Here is a 16,563-nt window from a genome sequence, read left to right on the forward strand (position 1 = left end):
CCGGCCTACTTGTCGACGATCCGGTCGAACGTGGTGGTGGTGTGCCGCAGCTGGGCCTTCAGCTCGTCGCCCACCCGCGGGGTCCTCGCGTCGCTCGGCACGAAGAGGATCGACACCTGCATGTGCGGGGGCTCCGCGAACCAGAGCTGCTTGTTGTCCCAGTAGAAGGGCGACTGGTTGCGGTTCATGGTCGCAAGACCCGCCCGGGCGACGCCCTTGGCGCGCGGCATCATGCCGTGCAGCGCCTTCGGCGCCTCCAGGCCCACGCCGTGCGAGGTGCCGCCCGCCACGACCACGAGATGGCCGTCCCCACCGGTCTTCTGCTGGCGGTAGCCGAAGCGGTCGCCCTTGGACACGGGCGTCACGTCCAGGACCGCGCCCGTGTAGTGGGTGGCGCCGTGGTCGCCGAGCCACAGCCGGGTGCCGATGCGGGCCCGGAAGCGGGTGTGCGGGTACCGCTGCTGCAGCTGGCCGAGCTCCTCGGCCTTCAGGTGGCTGACGAACATGGTGTGCAGCGGCAGGCGGTGCTGCTGCAGCCGGTCCATCCACTCGGCCACTTCCTGGACGGCGGTGGAGCCGTCCGTGCGGTCCAGCGGCAGGTGGATGGCGAAGCCCTCCAGGCGCACGTCCTCGATGGCGGCGTGCAGCTTGGGCAGGTCCTCCTCGCTGATGCCGTGGCGCTTCATGCTGCTCATGACCTCGACGACGACGCGCGCGCCGACCAGGCCGCGCACGCCCTCCACCGAGGAGACGGACCGGACGGCCCGGTCCGGCAGCGGCACGGGCTCCTCGCCCAACCGGAAGGGGGTGAGCACCAGCAGGTCACCGCTGAAGAAGTCCTTGATCCGGGCCGCTTCGTAGGTGGTGCCGACGGCCAGGATGTCCGAGCCGAAGCGGGCGGCCTCGTCGGCCAGCCGCTCGTGGCCGAAGCCGTAGCCATTGCCCTTGCACACCGGGACGATCCCCGGGAACTGCTGGACGACGGTCTGCTGGTGCGCCCGCCAGCGCGCGGTTTCGACGTGGAGCGTGAGCGCCATGGCCGGTCCGGAACCTTTCCCTGTGCCTGCTGGATGCTGTGCGTGCTTGAGTGCCCGGGGCCGCAGGGCCCCGGGGAGGAGTCAGCGGCGAGACATGTACATGTCGAGGGCCTTGTGGAGCAGCTTGTTGAGCGGGAAGTCCCACTCGCCCAGGTACTCCGCGGCCTGGCCGCCCGTGCCGACCTTGAACTGGATGAGGCCGAAGAGGTGGTCGCTCTCGTCCAGGGAGTCGCCGATGCCGCGCAGGTCGTAGACGCTCGCGCCCAGGGCGTAGGCGTCGCGCAGCATCCGCCACTGCATCGCGTTGGAGGGCCGGACCTCGCGCTTGTGGTTGGCCGAGGCGCCGTAGGAGTACCAGACGTGCCCGCCGACGATCAGCATCGTGGCCGCCGCGACTGCCTCGCCCTCGTGCACCGCGAAGTACAGCCGCATGCGGTTGGGGTCCTCGGTGTTGAGGGCCGTCCACATGCGCTGGAAGTAGCTCAGCGGGCGCGGGCGGAACTTGTCGCGCTCGGCGGTGATCTCGTACAGGTGCTGCCAGGTGGGCAGGTCCTCGTAGCCGCCCTGGACCACCTCGACGCCGGCCTTCTCGGCCTTCTTGATGTTGCGGCGCCACAGCTGGTTGAAGTTCTTGTGGACGTCCTCGAGCGAGCGGTTCGCCAGGGGCACCTGGAAGACGTACCGCGGCTGGACGTCACCGAAGCCGGCGCCGCCGTCCTCGCCCTGCTGCCAGCCCATCCGGCGCAGCTGGTCGGCGACCTCGAAGGCGCGCGGCTCGATGAAGGTGGCCTCGACGTCGCGCAGGCGCTTGACGTCCGGGTCGGAGATGCCGCCCTTGATGGCGTTCGCGTCCCAGCGGCGGATGACGACCGGCGGGCCCATCTTCACCGAGAAGGCGCCCTGCTGCTTGAGGTGGGCGAGCATCGGCTCGAGCCAGTCCTTGAGGTTCGGCGCGAACCAGTTGATGACCGGGCCCTCGGGCAGGTAGGCGAGGTAGCGCTTGATCTTGGGCAGCTGGCGGTAGAGCACCAGGCCCGCGCCCACGATCTGGCCGTTCCGGTCGAACCAGCCCAGGCTCTCCGAGCGCCACTCCGCCTTGACATCGGCCCACGCCGGCACCTGCATGTGACTGGCCGCGGGCAGGCTCTGGATGTAAGCCAGATGCTGCTCTCGGCTGATTGTCCTCAGGGTCAGGCTCATGCGGGGCGCTCCTCGGCAGGTGTGTCCCCAGGGTCGGGGCTCCGGCTCTCGCGCCGAAGCCTACTGCGACCGGGACGCACACCGTTGGGGCGCCCGTTCGGGTGTACGGCCGGGCGGGCCCCGCCGCTATCCGATGAGCCCCCCGAAGAGGCCACCGTGGGCCATGCCGAGGAAGAAGCCGAAGGCGGCCGCGCCCAGCCCGATGATCAGCAGGAAGCGCTCGCCCGTCGTGGCCGAGATGTACTGGCCGTAGGCGCCCGTGAGGATGCCGGCCAGCCCGCTCCAGGAGCTGAGCAGATGCAGGTTGTTGAAGGCCGAGGAAACGAAGGCCAGCAGTCCGAGCACCACCGTCACCGCGACGAAGGTGTTCTCGAGGGGATGCGGCTTGCCGTCGCTGTTGAGCACCGCACCGATCAGCGAGCGGGGACCGCGGGGCTGGCGTACTGCCTGTGTCATGGGGGCTACCTCCTCCAGAAGGCGACCGGCGCATTGTTGCGCCGGTCACACCCGGTCCGTTCAGATTGCGTGCCCGCCCGGCCGGATTTCAACCGGAAGCCGGAGTGCGGGTACTCTGTACGGTCTGCACCGGTGTCTGCCCTGAACCAGCTTCGGTCCTCTGAGGCAACCCAGGGACTTCCGCTGATTGTCAGTGTCTGCCGATACCGTTGTTCACGCATCACGACCCTCCTGCCACGGAACGACCGTGGCCGCTGAGTCCAAAGGAGGTGGGTTCCACATGCGTCACTACGAGGTGATGGTCATCCTCGACCCCGATCTCGAGGAGCGCGCTGTCTCCCCGCTGATCGAGAACTTCCTCTCCGTCGTCCGTGAGGGCAACGGAAAGGTCGAGAAGGTCGACACCTGGGGCCGTCGTCGTCTCGCGTACGAGATCAAGAAGAAGCCCGAGGGCATCTACTCGGTCATCGACCTGCAGGCCACGCCTGAGGTCGTCAAGGAGCTCGACCGCCAGATGAACCTGAACGAGTCGGTCCTCCGGACCAAGGTCCTCCGTCCCGAGACCCACTGAACCCCAGCGGTTCAGAGGTAATCGGGCTGTAGCTCAACGAGCAGCAAGCAGCCAGCAGCACACCCGCCGAGAGGTTCATCCATGGCAGGCGAGACCGTCATCACGGTCGTCGGCAATCTCGTCGACGACCCCGAGCTGCGCTTCACCCCGTCCGGTGCGGCGGTCGCGAAGTTCCGCGTCGCGTCCACTCCCCGCACCTTCGACCGCCAGACCAACGAGTGGAAGGACGGCGAGAGCCTCTTCCTCACGTGCTCGGTGTGGCGGCAGGCGGCGGAGAACGTCGCCGAGTCGCTCCAGCGCGGCATGCGCGTCATCGTGCAGGGCCGTCTGAAGCAGCGGTCCTACGAGGACCGCGAGGGCGTCAAGCGCACGGTCTACGAGCTCGACGTCGAAGAGGTCGGCGCCAGCCTGAAGAACGCCACGGCGAAGGTCACCAAGACCGCGGGTCGCGGTGGCCAGGGTGGCTACGGCGGTGGCCAGCAGCAGGGCGGCTGGGGCGGTGGCCCCGGCGGTCAGCAGCAGGGCGGCGGCGCTCCCGCCGACGACCCCTGGGCCACCAGCGCACCGTCCGGCGGCCAGCAGGGCGGCGGCGGAGGCGGCTGGGGCGGCGGCCCCGGCAACTCCGGCGGCTACTCGGACGAGCCGCCCTTCTAAGGGCGAGCAGCACACAAACTTCTTGATCACACAGGAGAGAGACAATGGCGAAGCCCCCGCCGCGCAAGCCTAAGAAGAAGGTCTGCGCTTTCTGCAAGGACAAGACCGCTTACGTGGACTACAAGGACACGAACATGCTGCGGAAGTTCATTTCCGACCGCGGCAAGATCCGTGCCCGTCGCGTGACCGGCAACTGCACCCAGCACCAGCGTGACGTCGCCACGGCCGTGAAGAACAGCCGTGAGATGGCGCTGCTGCCCTACACCTCGTCCGCGCGATAAGGGAAGGGTGACCGACTAATGAAGATCATCCTCACCCACGAGGTCTCCGGCCTCGGCACCGCCGGTGACGTCGTCGACGTCAAGGACGGCTACGCCCGCAACTACCTGGTCCCGCGCGGTTTCGCGATCCGCTGGACCAAGGGTGGCGAGCAGGACGTCGCTCAGATCCGCCGCGCTCGCAAGATCCGCGAGATCGCCACGATCGAGCAGGCCAACGAGGTCAAGGGTCAGCTGGAGGGCCTCAAGGTCCGCCTGGCCACCCGCTCCGGCGAGGCCGGCCGCCTGTTCGGCTCCGTGACCCAGGCCGACATCGCTGCCGCGATCAAGGCTGCCGGTGGCCCGGACGTCGACAAGCGCCGCGTCGAGGTGGGTTCGCCCATCAAGACCCTGGGCGCCCACCAGGTCTCCGTGCGTCTGCACGCCGACGTCGTTGCCAAGCTCGGCATCGAGGTCGTCGCTGCCTGATCACCCACCGGTGATCGGTAGAGCCTGAAGGAGGGCCGTACCCCTGCGGGGGTGCGGCCCTCCTGCCGTTCCCGGGCTTCCGCGCTCCCGGCAGCCCGGAAACGGGTGGGGATACGTTTCCTCAGCGCGTGGCGCCGGTGACGATCCAGCGGCCCGACCGGGCGCGGAGCCACACGGTCACCATCCGGACCGTCATCATCAGCGTCATCGCCCACCACAGGGCCGTCACACCGCCCCCGAGGACGGGGACCAGCAGGGCGGCAGGGGTGAAGGCGGCGAGCACCACGACCATGGCCCACGCCAGGTAGGTGCCGTCACCGGCCCCCATCAGCACCCCGTCCAGGACGAAGACCACCCCCGCGACCGGCTGGGACAGGGCGACCACCAGCAGGGCCGGCAGCAGAGCGTCCCGGACGGTGCCGTCGGAGGTGAAGAGCGGGATGAACAGCGGCCGCGCGGCCACCACCAGCACCCCCAGCACCACGCCGGAGACGACGCCCCACTGCACCATGCGCCGGCAGGCCGCCCGCGCCCCCTCCGCGTCCCCGGCGCCCAGATAGCGCCCGATGATCGCCTGGCCGGCGATGGCGATGGCGTCGAGGGCGAAGGCGAGCAGGCTCCACAGGCTGAGGACTATCTGGTGCGCGGCGATCTGGGTGTCGCCCAGCCGGGCCGCGACGGCTGTGGCGATCACGAGGACGGCGCGCAGCGAGAGCGTGCGGACGAGCAGCGGGACGCCTGCCCGGGCGCAGGCCCGGATGCCCGCGGCGTCGGGCCGCAGGGAGGCGTGGTGGCGGCGGGCGCCCCGCAGGACCACGGAGAGGTAGACGGCGGTCATGGCCCACTGGGCGATGACCGTGCCCCAGGCGGAGCCGGCGATGCCGAGGCCCGTGCCGTAGACGAGCCCGGCGTTGAGGCCGGCGTTGAGGGCGAAGCCGCCCACGGCCACGTAGAGCGGCGTACGGGTGTCCTGCAGGCCGCGCAGGACGCCGGTGGCGGCGAGGACGATCAGCATGGGCGGCATGCCGAAGGCGCTGATGCGCAGGTAGGTCGTGGCGTGCGGGGCGGCGGTCGGGGAGGCGCCGAGGAGGTCGACGACCGCGGGGGCGGCGGGCAGGACGGCTGCCACGAGGAGCGCGCCGAGGAGAGCGGCGAGCCATATGCCGTCCATGCCCTGGCGTATCGCGCCCTTGAGGTCGCCCGCGCCCACGCGCCGGGAGACGGCGGCGGTGGTGGCGTAGGCGAGGAAGACGAAGATCCCGGCGGCGGTGGTGAGGAGGGCCGCGGCGATGCCGAGCCCGGCGAGCTCGGCCGTGCCGAGGTGGCCCACGACGGCGCTGTCGGCCATGACGAAGAGGGGCTCCGCGACGAGGGCGCCGAAGGCGGGCACGGCCAGTGCGAGGATCTCGCGGTCGTGCCGGCGGGCGGTGCGCGGCGCGCGCGCGGGAGCCTGGGTCATATCCCCAATCTAATCTTCCACAGGTAATTGGTGCAACTGCCGTGGACCCCTTACAAGTGCGCGCTCCGGCCGATCTTCTCTGCGCCGTTTGTCGCGATCTCCGGCGGAGCGGGAAAGTTTTTCTCCTCAACAGCCGGTGGATGGCGAAACCGCAGGTCAGAGGCGTGTGCACGGAAGGGCTGCGGGTTTGTCCACAGCGGTTTCCCCCGCCCCGTACACAGGATGCGCGGAGTTCTCCACAGGTTGGGGCCCGTCATCCACACGGCCTGTGGATAACCAGATTGGCTGACGGTGCCCGCGGGCCTACCGTGTACCGGCGGCCGCCGCCTGTTCCGGGACCCCGACGGACCCCGGCCGGCCCGGCGGGACCGCTCCGAACTCGACGCGCCGGAACCGGAGTCGGGCGGCCTGTTTGTCAGAGCCGTGCCGTAAGAAAGAACAGCACGGCAAGGTCCGCTTCGCGGACGGGAGGAGGTGGCGGGATGAGCATCCCCGAGCCCATGGACGACCCCTGGGCGGATGCGGGTCCCGGCGACCGGCTCCCCGTCTCCCGCCCCCGCCGCGGCGACGGCCCGCCCCGCGGCGAGCGCCACGACCGCGGCTCGGAGGACGGCTCCTGGTCCCGCGGCGACGGCGGCCAGGGCCGGCCGGAGGCCGCCGGCTTCGAGCGCGTCCCCCCGCAGGACCTCGATGCCGAGCAGTCCGTCCTCGGCGGCATGCTCCTGTCCAAGGACGCCATCGCCGATGTCGTCGAGGTCCTCAAGGGCCACGACTTCTACCGCCCGGCGCACGAGACGATCTACCAGGCCATCCTCGACCTCTACGCCAAGGGCGAGCCGGCCGACCCGATCACCGTCGCCGCCGAGCTCACCAAGCGCGGCGAGATCACCCGCGTCGGCGGCGCGCCGTACCTGCACTCCCTGGTGCAGACGGTGCCCACCGCGGCCAACGCCGAGTACTACGCCGAGATCGTCCACGAGCGCGCCGTCCTGCGCCGCCTGGTCGAGGCCGGCACCCGCATCACCCAGATGGGATACGCGGCCGACGGCGACGTCGACGACATCGTCAACAAGGCCCAGGCCGAGGTCTACGCCGTCACCGAGCAGCGCACCAGCGAGGACTACCTCCCCCTCGGCGACATCATGGAGGGCGCGCTCGACGAGATCGAGGCCATCGGCTCGCGCAGCGGCGAGATGACCGGCGTGCCGACGGGCTTCACCGACCTCGACGCCCTGACCAACGGCCTGCACCCCGGCCAGATGATCGTCATCGCGGCCCGTCCCGCCATGGGTAAGTCGACCCTGGCCCTGGACTTCGCCCGGGCCTGCTCGATCAAGCACAACATGGCCAGCGTGATCTTCTCGCTCGAAATGGGGCGCAACGAGATCGCGATGCGTCTGCTGTCCGCGGAGGCCCGCGTGGCCCTGCACCACATGCGCTCGGGCTCCATGACGGACGAGGACTGGACCCGGCTCGCGCGCCGCATGCCGGACGTCTCCCAGGCCCCCCTCTTCATCGACGACTCGCCGAACCTGTCGATGATGGAGATCCGCGCCAAATGCCGCCGCCTGAAGCAGCGCAGCGACATCAAGCTGGTCATCATCGACTACCTGCAGCTGATGCAGGCCGGTGGCTCCAAGCGCGCCGAGAGCCGCCAGCAGGAGGTCTCGGACATGTCCCGTAACCTCAAGCTGCTGGCCAAGGAGCTGGAGCTGCCCGTCATCGCGCTCTCGCAGCTGAACCGTGGCCCGGAGCAGCGCACCGACAAGAAGCCGATGGTCTCCGACCTGCGTGAGTCCGGCTCCATCGAGCAGGACGCGGACATGGTCATCCTGCTCCACCGCGAGGACGCCTACGAGAAGGAGTCGCCGCGCGCGGGCGAGGCGGACATCATCGTCGGCAAGCACCGTAACGGCCCCACGGCCACGATCACCGTGGCCTTCCAGGGCCACTACTCGCGCTTCGTGGACATGGCGCAGACCTGACCGGTGTCACCGGCCGGATTTCCCGGCCGGCGGGCCCGGTCAGTCCAGGGCGCCGGCGAGGTCGCGGAGCAGGCGGGCCTTGGAGCGGGCGCCCACGAGCGTCGTCACGCGCTCGCCCCCGCGGAAGAGGATGAGCGTCGGCATGGACAGCACCCCGTAGGCGGCCTGTGTCTGCGGGTTGGCGTCCACGTCCAGCCGGACGATCTTGAGGCGTCCCGCCTCCTCCGCCGCCAGGCCGGCGAGCACGGGCTCGATCATGCGGCAGGGCGGGCACCACGAGGCGGTGAAGTCGACGAGGACGGGCAGCTGCTCGTCAAGGACCTCGGCGGCGAAGGTGGCGTCGGTGACGGTCACGGCGCCGGTTGCGGTTGCGACGTCGGTCGCGGTCACGGCGCCGGTTGCGGTCGCGACGTCGGTCGCGGTCACGGCGGCTGCGGCCGGTGCGTTGGTGGCAGTGGTCATGGCGTGCCGGATTCCCTTTCGTGTTCGAGCGGCGGGGCGAAGGCGCAGAGCGGCGGCGGGCCGCCGGGGACGTCGGCCGCGGCCTCCAGCTCGGCGCGGGCGAGCTGGGCGCCCACTTCGGCCCGGATCCGCTGCAGATCGGCGATGCACTCGTCCAGCTCGGCGAGCTTGCGGCGGTAGACGTCCAGGGAGGCCGGGCAGGCGTCGCCGGCCGGGTGCCCGGCGCGCAGGCAGTCCACGAACGGGCGGGTCTCCTCCAGCCCGAAGCCGAAGTCCTGCAGCGTGCGGATCTGCTGGAGCAGCCGCAGATCGTCGTCGTCGTAGGTGCGGTAGCCGTTTCCGGTGCGGCGGGCCGTCAGGAGCCCGAGCTCCTCGTAGTGCCGCAGGGTGCGGGTGGTGGTGCCCGCCCGCCGGGCCAGTTCCCCGATGCGCATGGCCATGACCGTAAACCTTCACGTCGGCGTCAAGGCCAGGCCCGGGACGGCGGGGCTGTGGTTAGGGTGCGGTCATGATCGACGAGCCCTACGAAGATGCCCCGTTGCTGCCGGCCACGCGCCGGGCGCTCCTCCACCGCCTCGCCACCGGCCAGTCCGAGGGGCGTGCGCCGTCGATGGTGGGGGCGGTGATGCGGGACGGGCGGCTGGTGTGGAGCGCGGGCCGCGGCGATTTCCCCGGCGGGACGGCGGCAACGGCCGGGGCGGACGGCGGCGTACGGGCCGAGGACGTCCAGTACCGCATCGGCTCGATCACCAAGACCTTTGTCGCAGTGCTGGTGATGCGGCTGCGGGACGAGGGACTGCTGAGCCTTGAGGACCGGCTCGGCGCCCATCTCGACACCCCCGAGGGCGGCGACGCGACCGTCGCACAGCTCCTCTCACACACCGCGGGGCTCGCGGCGGAGGCGCGCGGGCCCTGGTGGGAGCGCACGGACGGCAGCCTGCGCCCCGAGCTCGCCGACCTCTTCGGAGACCGCGCGCAGCTCCACACCCCCGGGCGGCTGCACCACTACTCCAACCCCGGGTTCGCCCTGCTCGGCGCGCTCGTCGAAAGGCTCCGCGGCGAGAGCTGGTACGCCGTGCTGCGCCGCGAGGTGCTCGAACCGCTCGGCATGGACCGCACGACCCTCGCCCCCGTCGCGCCCCACGCCGGCGGCTGGGCCGTACACCCCTGGGCGGACGTGCTCCTCGCGGAGCCCGCCGCGGACACCGGCCGGATGGCCCCGGCGGGTCAGCTCTGGTCCACGGCAGCGGACCTGTGCCGCTTCGCGGCCTTCCTGCTGAACGGGGACGACAGGGTGCTCGCCGCGCGGACGCTCGCCGAGATGCGCGCTCCGGAGGGCGGCCCGAAGGACCAGGGCTGGACCACCGGATACGGGCTCGGCCTGCAGGTGATGCAGCGCAACGGCCGCACGCTCGTGGGGCACATGGGCACCATGCCGGGCTTCGTGGCGATGCTGCTGGCGAGCCCGCAGGACGGGCTGGCGGGCGTGGCGCTCGCCAACCGCACCTCCTGCTTCGAGGCCGGCGCCGTCGCGGCCGATCTGCTGACGACGGTCGCCGACCTCGAACCGCGCATCCCCGCGCCCTGGCGCCCCCTCACCGAGGTCAAGGAGGAACACCTGGAGCTGACCGGCCCCTGGTACTGGGGTGCGGAACCGTTCGCCCTGCGGCTGCAGGAGGGCGGAGCCCTGGAGCTCACGCCCCTCGGTACGGGCGGGCGTGCGGCGCGCTTCCGCCCGGAGGCGGACGGCACGTGGACGGGGCTCGACGGCTACTACGCGGGGGAGACGCTGACGGCCGTACGTAGTACGGCAGGGGACCGGGTGACACACCTCGACCTCGGCACGTTCGTCTTCACCCGTGAACCGTACGAGGCGGCGGCGCCGGTGCCGGGAGGCGTGGACGCGGCGGGCTGGCGGACGGCGGGGGCCGGGGACGAAGGCCGCGGGGCGCCGGAGGAGACAGCGCCGGTCCGATGACCAGTACCGGTCTGATAATCCCTCCGGCCCTGTGGATGATGGTCGGCGCGGCAGCGGGTACGGACGTAGGGTCAGGGGGAGATTGGCGGGCGCCGGACACCCGGCGCGACACCCGGAAGGCACTGGCACCGTGACTGCGAACCCCGCACCGGACGCACCGGACCTGCTCGACCTCGCGCCCCTGGGCGCCGGTCACTTCGCGCGCATCGAGGACAAGATCGCGTCGCTGATGCGCACGCGCGAGACGGTCGTCACGATGCAGGGAGAGGCACTGCTGCCGCTGGAGGCCGCGATCCGCTCGGCCGTCCGGCCCGGCAGCACCGCGCTCAACATCATCACCGGCCCCTACGGCGAGACGTTCGGCGGCTGGCTGCGTTCCTGCGGCGCCGAGGTGATCACGATCTCGGCGCCGTTCAGCGGCGCGGTCGGCGCCGAGCAGGTCGCGGAGGCGCTGCGCGCCCACCCGGAGATCGACTTCGTCAGCCTGGTGCACGCCGAGGCCGCCACGGGCAACACCAACCCCGTGGCCGCGATCGGCGAGGTCGTGCGGGCCCATGGCGCCCTGCTCATGCTGGACGCGGTCGCGTCCGTCGGCGCCGAGCCGCTCCTCACCGACGAGTGGGGCGTCGACCTGTGCGTCATCGGCGGGCAGAAGGCCATGGCGGGCCCGGCCGGCGTGTCCGTCGTCTCGGTCAGCGCCCGCGCCTGGGAGCGCATCGCCGCCAACGAGCAGGCGCCGCGCCGCTCCTACCTCTCCCTGCTGGACTGGAAGGAGCGCTGGATCGACGGCGGCCGCACCGCCCTGCCCCACGCCCCCGCGCAGCTGGAGATGCTGGCCCTGGAGCAGGCCGTCGACCGCATCGAGGAGGACGGCCTGGAGGCCGTCATGGCCCGCCACCGCGCCGCCGCGGCCGCCACACGCGCCGGCGTCCGCGCCCTCGGCGGCCTGTCCCCGTACGTCGTCCGGGATGAGGACGCCGCCCCGGTCGCCACCACCCTGCGCGCCCCCGACGGCAAGGACGCCCGCGATGTGGTGGCCGCGGCCCTGGCCGCCGATGCCTCCGTGCCCGTCCAGGCGGCGGCAGGGCCGCTCGCCAAGGAGATGATCCGCGTCAACCACTACGGCCTCGACGCGGACCGCGAGGTCGTCCTGGCCTCGCTGGCGGCGCTCGGGGAGGGGCTGCGCGCGCTGGGCGTGCCGGTCGCGGACGCGGAGGCGGCCCTGACCGCCGCGGGGAAGGCGTGGGACGCGGTGATCCCCGGCTGACCCCGGTTCTCCGGCGTGCCCCAGGGCCGCCGCTGGTGCGTGGAGCACCGGCGGCGGCCCTTTTCTTTCCCGTCCGTTCTTCTTCCTCTATCTCTTTTTCTTACTGGTTTGCCCCGGTATGGCGTGTCGGGCTCCTCGTTCACACGCCCGGATAGAATCGGAACCGGCAACCCGTTTCGTTTCCCGGCCGCCGGAGGCACCCCGCATGGCTGAGCGCAGGTCTTCTTCGCCGTCCGCGCAGGCCTCCGCATCCCTGCGCGCGGACGCCCGGCGCAACCGCGCGCTGGTCCTCCAGGCAGCCCGATCAGCCTTCGAGGAGGCCGGGTTGGGGGTGCCGCTCGGCGAGATCGCGCGCCGCGCCGGCGTCGGAACGGGGACGGTCTACCGTCATTTCCCTTCCAAAGAAGCCCTGTTCAGGGCTGCGGTCAGCGACCGGATCACGCTTTTCACGGAGACCGCACGGGAGTTGGCTCATGCCGGGGACGCCGGCGCGGTCTTCTACCGCTACCTTTCAGCGGTCATACGGCTGACCGTACGCAACAAGGCGCTGTGCGACGCCCTGGAGGGCCGCTTCGAGCCCTCGCCGGGCGTCGAGACGGCGTTCCGGGAGGCCCTCGCCGTCCTGCTCCAGCGGGCCCAACAGGCCGGTGCCGTACGGAAGGACGTGACCATCGACGACCTGATGGCCCTGCTCATGGGCTGCCTGTCGATGGAGCAGCGGCGCGGCCCGGGCGTGGTGCAGGGGAGGATGACGGCGCTGGCGTGCGACAGTCTCCGTCCGGGCCGTCGTGTAACGAAACTGCCCGCGAATCCGCCGGTCGGGCGTAACGAAACGCAGTGCGGAGTGTGCGGAGCTGCGGTGGCCCCGGCGCGTACGGGGCGGCCCGCGCGGTACTGCGGCGCGGCCTGCCGGCAGAAGGCGCACCGGGAGCGGGCCAGGGCCCGCTCGTAGGCCTCGGGCGGGCGGTCGGCCGGGCGCGGTTTCCCGGCGCGGCAGTGGGCGGCGGGGATTTCCGCGGCGAGATTTCCGTGGAGGGGATTTCCGCGGTGGGAGTTACGCGGTGGGGGCGAGGGACTCCACGGCCGTGACCAGCGGAGCCAGCTCCGCGCGCTTGGAGGCCTCGTCGAGGGCCTCGCGCAGCGCGGTGTCGTTCGTCGGCCGGGCCTGTTCGAGAAGGGCGAGGCCCGCCTCCGTCACATCGGTGTAGATGCCGCGACGGTCGGTGAGGCAGAGGTAGCGGGTCAGCAGGCCGCGGTCCTCCAGGCGGTTGACCAGGCGCGTCGTCGCGCTCTGGCTGAGCACGACGGCCTCGGCGACCTCGTTCATGCGCAGGTGGCCGCCTTCGCCGCTGTGCTGCCTGCTGAGCACGTCGAGCACGGAGAACTCGCGCACGCTCAGGCCGTGCGCGGCCTGCAGCGCCCGCTCGATGTGCGCCTCGATCCGGCCGTGCAGGGCGGACAGCGCGCACCAGCCCTGCGCCAGGCCGAGCAGAGCGGGGTCCGGGGTGCGGGACATGGATGGCCCTCCTTCTGACCGCACACGCGTGTCGTCACCGACCAGGATATCCCCACTCGCAATAGCCCGCGCTTGCAAGTATCGGCGTAGGCAATTATTGTCTACGCCGGTAAGGGTCGATAGCAACGAAAGTGATCGCAACAAGTCGATCGCGACGAGTCGGCCGTAGCGAGACCGCCCCGGTCCCCTCCGCGGGGCCCGGTCTCCCCCACCCCTCTCTGAAGGACCCCTGTCATGCCCCTCGCACTGCTGGCGCTGGCCATCGGCGCCTTCGGTATCGGCACCACCGAATTCGTCATCTCGGGCCTGCTGCCGGAGATCGCCGACGACTTCGGCGTCTCCATCCCGACCGCCGGCTACCTGACGACCGGCTACGCGCTCGGTGTCCTGATCGGGGCCCCGATCCTGGCGATCCTGGGCGGCCGGGTGCCGCGCAAGGCAATGCTCATGGCCCTGATGGGCCTGTTCGTCGCCGGCAACGCCCTCTCCGCCGCCGCCCCCGTCTTCGCGGTGATGCTGGCCGGGCGCGTGGTCGCCTCGTTCGCGCACGGCGCGTTCTTCGGCATCGGCGCGATCGTCGCCGCCGGGCTCGTCGCCCCGCAGAAGAAGGCGGCCGCGATCTCGATGATGTTCACGGGGCTGACCGTGGCCAACGTGGTGGGCGTCCCGATGGGCACGATGGTCGGCCAGAGCGTCGGCTGGCGGACCACGTTCTTCCTCATCGCCGGGCTGGGCGTGCTCGCCGTCCTCGGCATCGCCGCGCTCGTCCCGCGCCAGCCCCGCCCCGAACGGGCTGCCGTCGGCGGCGAACTGGCCGCCTTCCGCAACCCCCAGGTCCTGCTCGCGATGGCGATGACCGTCCTCGGCTTCGGTGGCGTCTTCACCATGACCACCTACTTCACGCCGATGATGACCGAAGCCGCGGGCTTCGCCTCGTCCTCCGTCACCTGGCTCCTCGTCCTCTTCGGCGTGGGCATGGTGGCCGGCAACCTCATCGGCGGCCGGTACGCCGACCGCGCGCTGATGCCCATGCTGCTCACCGCCCTCGCGGGCCTGGCGATCGTCCTCGCGCTGCTGCCGCTCGCCACCCACAACAAGATCGCCACCGCGATCGCCGTCCCGCTGATCGGGGCGATGGGCTTCGCGACGGTCCCGCCGCTGCAGAAGCGCGTCCTGGACCAGGCCGCGGAGGCGCCCACCCTCGCCTCCGCCGCCAACATCGGCGCCTTCAACCTCGGCAACGCGATCGCCGCCTGGCTCGGCGGCCTCGTGATCTCCGCCGGCTTCGGCTACACGGCGCCGAACTGGGTCGGCGCGGCCATGGCCGCTTCCGCGCTCCTCCTGGCCCTCCTCTCCCTGGCGCTGGAGCGCCGCACGGGGGCGCGGGAGGCGTCGGGCGCGGCGGGCGCGCGGGCCGGCCGCATCGTGGCGCGGCAGGAGTCCGCGCCGGAACGGCAGTACTCGTAAACGCCGTACGGGCGCCTTGAAACAGAGCCACGCACCACGCATTACGCACTACTGCACCACGCATCACTGCACCACTAGGAGAACCTGATGACCACGTCCGCCACCGCCACCCCTGTCCTCCCCCTCGCCACGGACGAGGCCGACGCGCTCGTCGCCGCCGCCCGCCGGGCCGCGGACGAGCAGGGCGTGCGGATCGCCGTCACCGTCCTCGACGCGGGCGGCCACCTGCTGTCCTTCCGCCGGGACGACCGGGCCGTGCTGATCGCGGGGGAGACCAGCACGCGCAAGGCGTTCACCGCGCTGCAGCTGGACGCCCCGACGGCCGACCTGGTCGACGCCGTCCGGCCCGACGGGCTCTTCCACACCCTGCCGACGGCCCTGGACCGCCCGCTGCTCTTCATCGCCGGGGGAGTGCCCCTGCACCGTGACGGCCGGCTCGTCGGCGCGATCGGTGTGGGCGGCGGAGCTCCGGAGCAGGACCACGGCATCGCCCTGGCCGCGATAAAGAACGTGCTGGGCGGCTGACGCCGGCCTCCGGGCAAGCGCCGTACGCATAAGCGGGCGCCGTACGCGCAACGAGTGCCGTACGCGCAACGAGTGCTGTACGCACCGGCCCGGCACCGGGCCCACGCACTATTCGCGTGTCCTCCGGTGCCGGGCCGCCTACGCTCGGGCCGGTGAGCAGACTGCATTTGTTCGACATGGACGGGACCCTGATGCACGGGTCCGCGGCGGCGATCGAGATATCCCGGCAGCTCGGGGTCGAGCGTGAGATCGCCGAACTGGAAAGGGCCTTCGCGGCCCGCGAGCTCGACCCGCCGCGATTCGCCGAACTCGCCTGCGACCTGTGGCGGGACCTCACCGAGGAACACGTCAGCGCGGCTTTCGACGGCGCGCCCTGGATGGCCGGGATCCGCGACGTGTGGGCGGAGATCCGAGCCCGCGGCGAGCGGTGCGCCGTGATCTCGCTGTCCCCCGGTTTCTTCGTGGAGCGCCTGCTGACCTGGGGCGCGGATGCCGCCCACGGTTCGCTCTGGCCCTCGGTGCCCTTCCGGGACCCGGTGGACCCGGCGGGGATCCTCGATGCCGGGGCGAAGGTCAGCATTGCCGACGCCCTCTGCGCGGAATTCGGCCTGACCCGCGACGACTGCGTGGCCTACGGGGACTCGATGTCGGACGCCCAGCTGTTCTCCGTGGTCCCGGTCTCCGTGGCCGTGAACGCGGACCACCACGTACGCGACATCGCCGTCCACGCATACGCGGGCCGGGACCTCAGGGAAGCCTACGAACTCGTCGGCTCCCGGGGGATCTCGCAGGGATAGCGGGCGGCCGATCCTAGCCTCAACGGGGGCCGTGCCACTCGTACTTCGCGCGAATCGCGCCGGGGCCGCGCGGAAGGTGGCATGCTGCCCAGCCTGAACGCAGACCCATGAGCAGAGCGGGGAATTGCGAACACTTTCCGGCTGGGACGGAAGTGCGAGGACGGACCGAGACATGTTCGAGGCGAGACGATGAACGACGCTCCGGCCAGGTCGGCCGACGGTGGCGGCGCGCACGGCAGAGCGAGTGACCGGGGCTGGTTCACCCCGCCCCTGTCACCGGACGCAGCGGCAACGCCCGCCCCGGACGGGCACGGCGGGCCGGGGGAGGACGGCCGGCCGCCGGAACAGGGAGCAGCGGAAGCCGCACGGCCCGCGTTACGGCCGGGCAAGTGGGTGGCGGTGCGGTCCTTGAAGCCGCCGGCACCGGCCCCTTCTTCCCCCTC

Annotated in this window: 18 protein-coding genes; 11 read left to right on the forward strand and 7 right to left on the reverse strand. The window is 71.6% G+C overall.

What is annotated here, in order from left to right; all coding sequences use genetic code 11:
• Window positions 1-5: 5 nt before the first annotated feature.
• From ACSNOH_RS17205 to ACSNOH_RS17215, 3 genes are all read right to left on the reverse strand, one after another.
• Complete coding sequence (locus ACSNOH_RS17205; RefSeq protein WP_436722229.1) at window positions 6-1,037, reverse strand: alanine racemase; 1,032 nt, start codon at window positions 1,035-1,037, stop codon at window positions 6-8.
• An 81-nt stretch (window positions 1,038-1,118) separates the two neighbouring features.
• Window positions 1,119-2,237: a lipid II:glycine glycyltransferase FemX gene (locus ACSNOH_RS17210; protein ID WP_436722230.1), complete on the reverse strand. Its 1,119-nt coding sequence runs from the start codon at window positions 2,235-2,237 to the stop codon at window positions 1,119-1,121.
• Between the two features lie 126 nt (window positions 2,238-2,363).
• Complete coding sequence (locus ACSNOH_RS17215) at window positions 2,364-2,693, reverse strand: hypothetical protein (RefSeq protein WP_436722231.1); 330 nt, start codon at window positions 2,691-2,693, stop codon at window positions 2,364-2,366.
• Window positions 2,694-2,973: 280 nt separating this feature from the next.
• Here ACSNOH_RS17215 and rpsF point away from each other — a divergent pair, with 280 nt between their 5' ends.
• The 4 genes from rpsF to rplI all read left to right on the forward strand — a co-directional run bounded on the left by rpsF (window position 2,974) and on the right by rplI (window position 4,664).
• Window positions 2,974-3,264 carry a 30S ribosomal protein S6 gene (rpsF, locus tag ACSNOH_RS17220; RefSeq protein WP_049719052.1) on the forward strand — a complete coding sequence of 97 codons (291 nt, stop codon included), beginning with the start codon at window positions 2,974-2,976 and terminating at the stop codon, window positions 3,262-3,264.
• Window positions 3,265-3,345: 81 nt separating this feature from the next.
• Window positions 3,346-3,918: a single-stranded DNA-binding protein gene (locus ACSNOH_RS17225; protein ID WP_436722232.1), complete on the forward strand. Its 573-nt coding sequence runs from the start codon at window positions 3,346-3,348 to the stop codon at window positions 3,916-3,918.
• Window positions 3,919-3,962: 44 nt separating this feature from the next.
• The gene (gene rpsR / locus ACSNOH_RS17230) at window positions 3,963-4,199 is read left to right on the forward strand and encodes a 30S ribosomal protein S18 (RefSeq protein ID WP_004950692.1); all 237 of its coding nucleotides are present in this window, start codon (window positions 3,963-3,965) and stop codon (window positions 4,197-4,199) included.
• A gap of 18 nt (window positions 4,200-4,217) precedes the next feature.
• On the forward strand, window positions 4,218-4,664 hold the full coding sequence (gene rplI, locus ACSNOH_RS17235; protein WP_436722233.1) for a 50S ribosomal protein L9: 447 nt from the start codon (window positions 4,218-4,220) through the stop codon (window positions 4,662-4,664).
• Between the two features lie 121 nt (window positions 4,665-4,785).
• On the opposite strand, the gene ACSNOH_RS17240 is transcribed toward rplI, so the two are convergent.
• Window positions 4,786-6,123 (reverse strand): MATE family efflux transporter, encoded by a 1,338-nt coding sequence (locus ACSNOH_RS17240; RefSeq protein ID WP_436722234.1) that lies wholly within the window; start codon window positions 6,121-6,123, stop codon window positions 4,786-4,788.
• 482 nt (window positions 6,124-6,605) lie between these two features.
• Between ACSNOH_RS17240 and dnaB the strand changes: the two genes are divergently transcribed.
• Window positions 6,606-8,108 carry a replicative DNA helicase gene (gene dnaB / locus ACSNOH_RS17245; RefSeq protein ID WP_436722235.1) on the forward strand — a complete coding sequence of 501 codons (1,503 nt, stop codon included), beginning with the start codon at window positions 6,606-6,608 and terminating at the stop codon, window positions 8,106-8,108.
• A gap of 39 nt (window positions 8,109-8,147) precedes the next feature.
• Here dnaB and trxA read toward each other — a convergent pair whose 3' ends face one another.
• Window positions 8,148-8,498 (reverse strand): thioredoxin, encoded by a 351-nt coding sequence (gene trxA, locus ACSNOH_RS17250; RefSeq protein WP_436722243.1) that lies wholly within the window; start codon window positions 8,496-8,498, stop codon window positions 8,148-8,150.
• Between the two features lie 68 nt (window positions 8,499-8,566).
• Window positions 8,567-9,004, reverse strand: coding sequence for a MerR family transcriptional regulator (locus ACSNOH_RS17255; RefSeq protein WP_436722244.1), 438 nt, complete (start codon window positions 9,002-9,004; stop codon window positions 8,567-8,569).
• Between the two features lie 74 nt (window positions 9,005-9,078).
• Here ACSNOH_RS17255 and ACSNOH_RS17260 point away from each other — a divergent pair, with 74 nt between their 5' ends.
• The 3 genes from ACSNOH_RS17260 to ACSNOH_RS17270 all read left to right on the forward strand — a co-directional run bounded on the left by ACSNOH_RS17260 (window position 9,079) and on the right by ACSNOH_RS17270 (window position 12,767).
• Window positions 9,079-10,548, forward strand: coding sequence for a serine hydrolase domain-containing protein (locus tag ACSNOH_RS17260; protein WP_436722236.1), 1,470 nt, complete (start codon window positions 9,079-9,081; stop codon window positions 10,546-10,548).
• A 130-nt stretch (window positions 10,549-10,678) separates the two neighbouring features.
• On the forward strand, window positions 10,679-11,815 hold the full coding sequence (locus tag ACSNOH_RS17265; protein ID WP_436722237.1) for a pyridoxal-phosphate-dependent aminotransferase family protein: 1,137 nt from the start codon (window positions 10,679-10,681) through the stop codon (window positions 11,813-11,815).
• Between the two features lie 205 nt (window positions 11,816-12,020).
• Window positions 12,021-12,767, forward strand: coding sequence for a TetR/AcrR family transcriptional regulator (locus tag ACSNOH_RS17270; protein WP_436722238.1), 747 nt, complete (start codon window positions 12,021-12,023; stop codon window positions 12,765-12,767).
• A 102-nt stretch (window positions 12,768-12,869) separates the two neighbouring features.
• On the opposite strand, the gene ACSNOH_RS17275 is transcribed toward ACSNOH_RS17270, so the two are convergent.
• Window positions 12,870-13,331 carry a MarR family winged helix-turn-helix transcriptional regulator gene (locus ACSNOH_RS17275; protein WP_436722239.1) on the reverse strand — a complete coding sequence of 154 codons (462 nt, stop codon included), beginning with the start codon at window positions 13,329-13,331 and terminating at the stop codon, window positions 12,870-12,872.
• 234 nt (window positions 13,332-13,565) lie between these two features.
• On the opposite strand from ACSNOH_RS17275, the gene ACSNOH_RS17280 reads away from it, so the two are divergent.
• The 3 genes from ACSNOH_RS17280 (at window position 13,566) to ACSNOH_RS17290 (ending at window position 16,120) form a co-directional block, all read left to right on the forward strand.
• Entirely contained in the window at window positions 13,566-14,798 is a 1,233-nt protein-coding gene (locus tag ACSNOH_RS17280; protein WP_436722240.1) for an MFS transporter, read from the forward strand.
• An 87-nt stretch (window positions 14,799-14,885) separates the two neighbouring features.
• Entirely contained in the window at window positions 14,886-15,323 is a 438-nt protein-coding gene (locus tag ACSNOH_RS17285) for a GlcG/HbpS family heme-binding protein (RefSeq protein WP_436722241.1), read from the forward strand.
• Between the two features lie 152 nt (window positions 15,324-15,475).
• Window positions 15,476-16,120 carry an HAD family hydrolase gene (locus ACSNOH_RS17290; RefSeq protein ID WP_436722242.1) on the forward strand — a complete coding sequence of 215 codons (645 nt, stop codon included), beginning with the start codon at window positions 15,476-15,478 and terminating at the stop codon, window positions 16,118-16,120.
• The last annotated feature ends 443 nt before the right edge of the window (window positions 16,121-16,563 follow it).

Origin of the sequence: Streptomyces sp. URMC 127 (genome assembly GCF_051386535.1) — a bacterium.
Lineage (GTDB): Bacteria > Actinomycetota > Actinomycetes > Streptomycetales > Streptomycetaceae > Streptomyces.

Bases quoted from the DNA above. Each gene is read 5' to 3' on its own strand.
- ACSNOH_RS17205 (WP_436722229.1), bottom strand. From the start codon at position 1,037: ATGGCGCTCACGCTCCACGTCGAAACCGCGCGCTGGCGGGCGCACCAG.
- ACSNOH_RS17210 (WP_436722230.1), bottom strand. From the start codon at position 2,237: ATGAGCCTGACCCTGAGGACAATCAGCCGAGAGCAGCATCTGGCTTAC.
- ACSNOH_RS17215 (WP_436722231.1), bottom strand. From the start codon at position 2,693: ATGACACAGGCAGTACGCCAGCCCCGCGGTCCCCGCTCGCTGATCGGT.
- rpsF (WP_049719052.1), top strand. From the start codon at position 2,974: ATGCGTCACTACGAGGTGATGGTCATCCTCGACCCCGATCTCGAGGAG.
- ACSNOH_RS17225 (WP_436722232.1), top strand. From the start codon at position 3,346: ATGGCAGGCGAGACCGTCATCACGGTCGTCGGCAATCTCGTCGACGAC.
- rpsR (WP_004950692.1), top strand. From the start codon at position 3,963: ATGGCGAAGCCCCCGCCGCGCAAGCCTAAGAAGAAGGTCTGCGCTTTC.
- rplI (WP_436722233.1), top strand. From the start codon at position 4,218: ATGAAGATCATCCTCACCCACGAGGTCTCCGGCCTCGGCACCGCCGGT.
- ACSNOH_RS17240 (WP_436722234.1), bottom strand. From the start codon at position 6,123: ATGACCCAGGCTCCCGCGCGCGCGCCGCGCACCGCCCGCCGGCACGAC.
- dnaB (WP_436722235.1), top strand. From the start codon at position 6,606: ATGAGCATCCCCGAGCCCATGGACGACCCCTGGGCGGATGCGGGTCCC.
- ACSNOH_RS17255 (WP_436722244.1), bottom strand. From the start codon at position 9,004: ATGCGCATCGGGGAACTGGCCCGGCGGGCGGGCACCACCACCCGCACC.
- ACSNOH_RS17260 (WP_436722236.1), top strand. From the start codon at position 9,079: ATGATCGACGAGCCCTACGAAGATGCCCCGTTGCTGCCGGCCACGCGC.
- ACSNOH_RS17270 (WP_436722238.1), top strand. From the start codon at position 12,021: ATGGCTGAGCGCAGGTCTTCTTCGCCGTCCGCGCAGGCCTCCGCATCC.
- ACSNOH_RS17275 (WP_436722239.1), bottom strand. From the start codon at position 13,331: ATGTCCCGCACCCCGGACCCCGCTCTGCTCGGCCTGGCGCAGGGCTGG.
- ACSNOH_RS17280 (WP_436722240.1), top strand. From the start codon at position 13,566: ATGCCCCTCGCACTGCTGGCGCTGGCCATCGGCGCCTTCGGTATCGGC.
- ACSNOH_RS17285 (WP_436722241.1), top strand. From the start codon at position 14,886: ATGACCACGTCCGCCACCGCCACCCCTGTCCTCCCCCTCGCCACGGAC.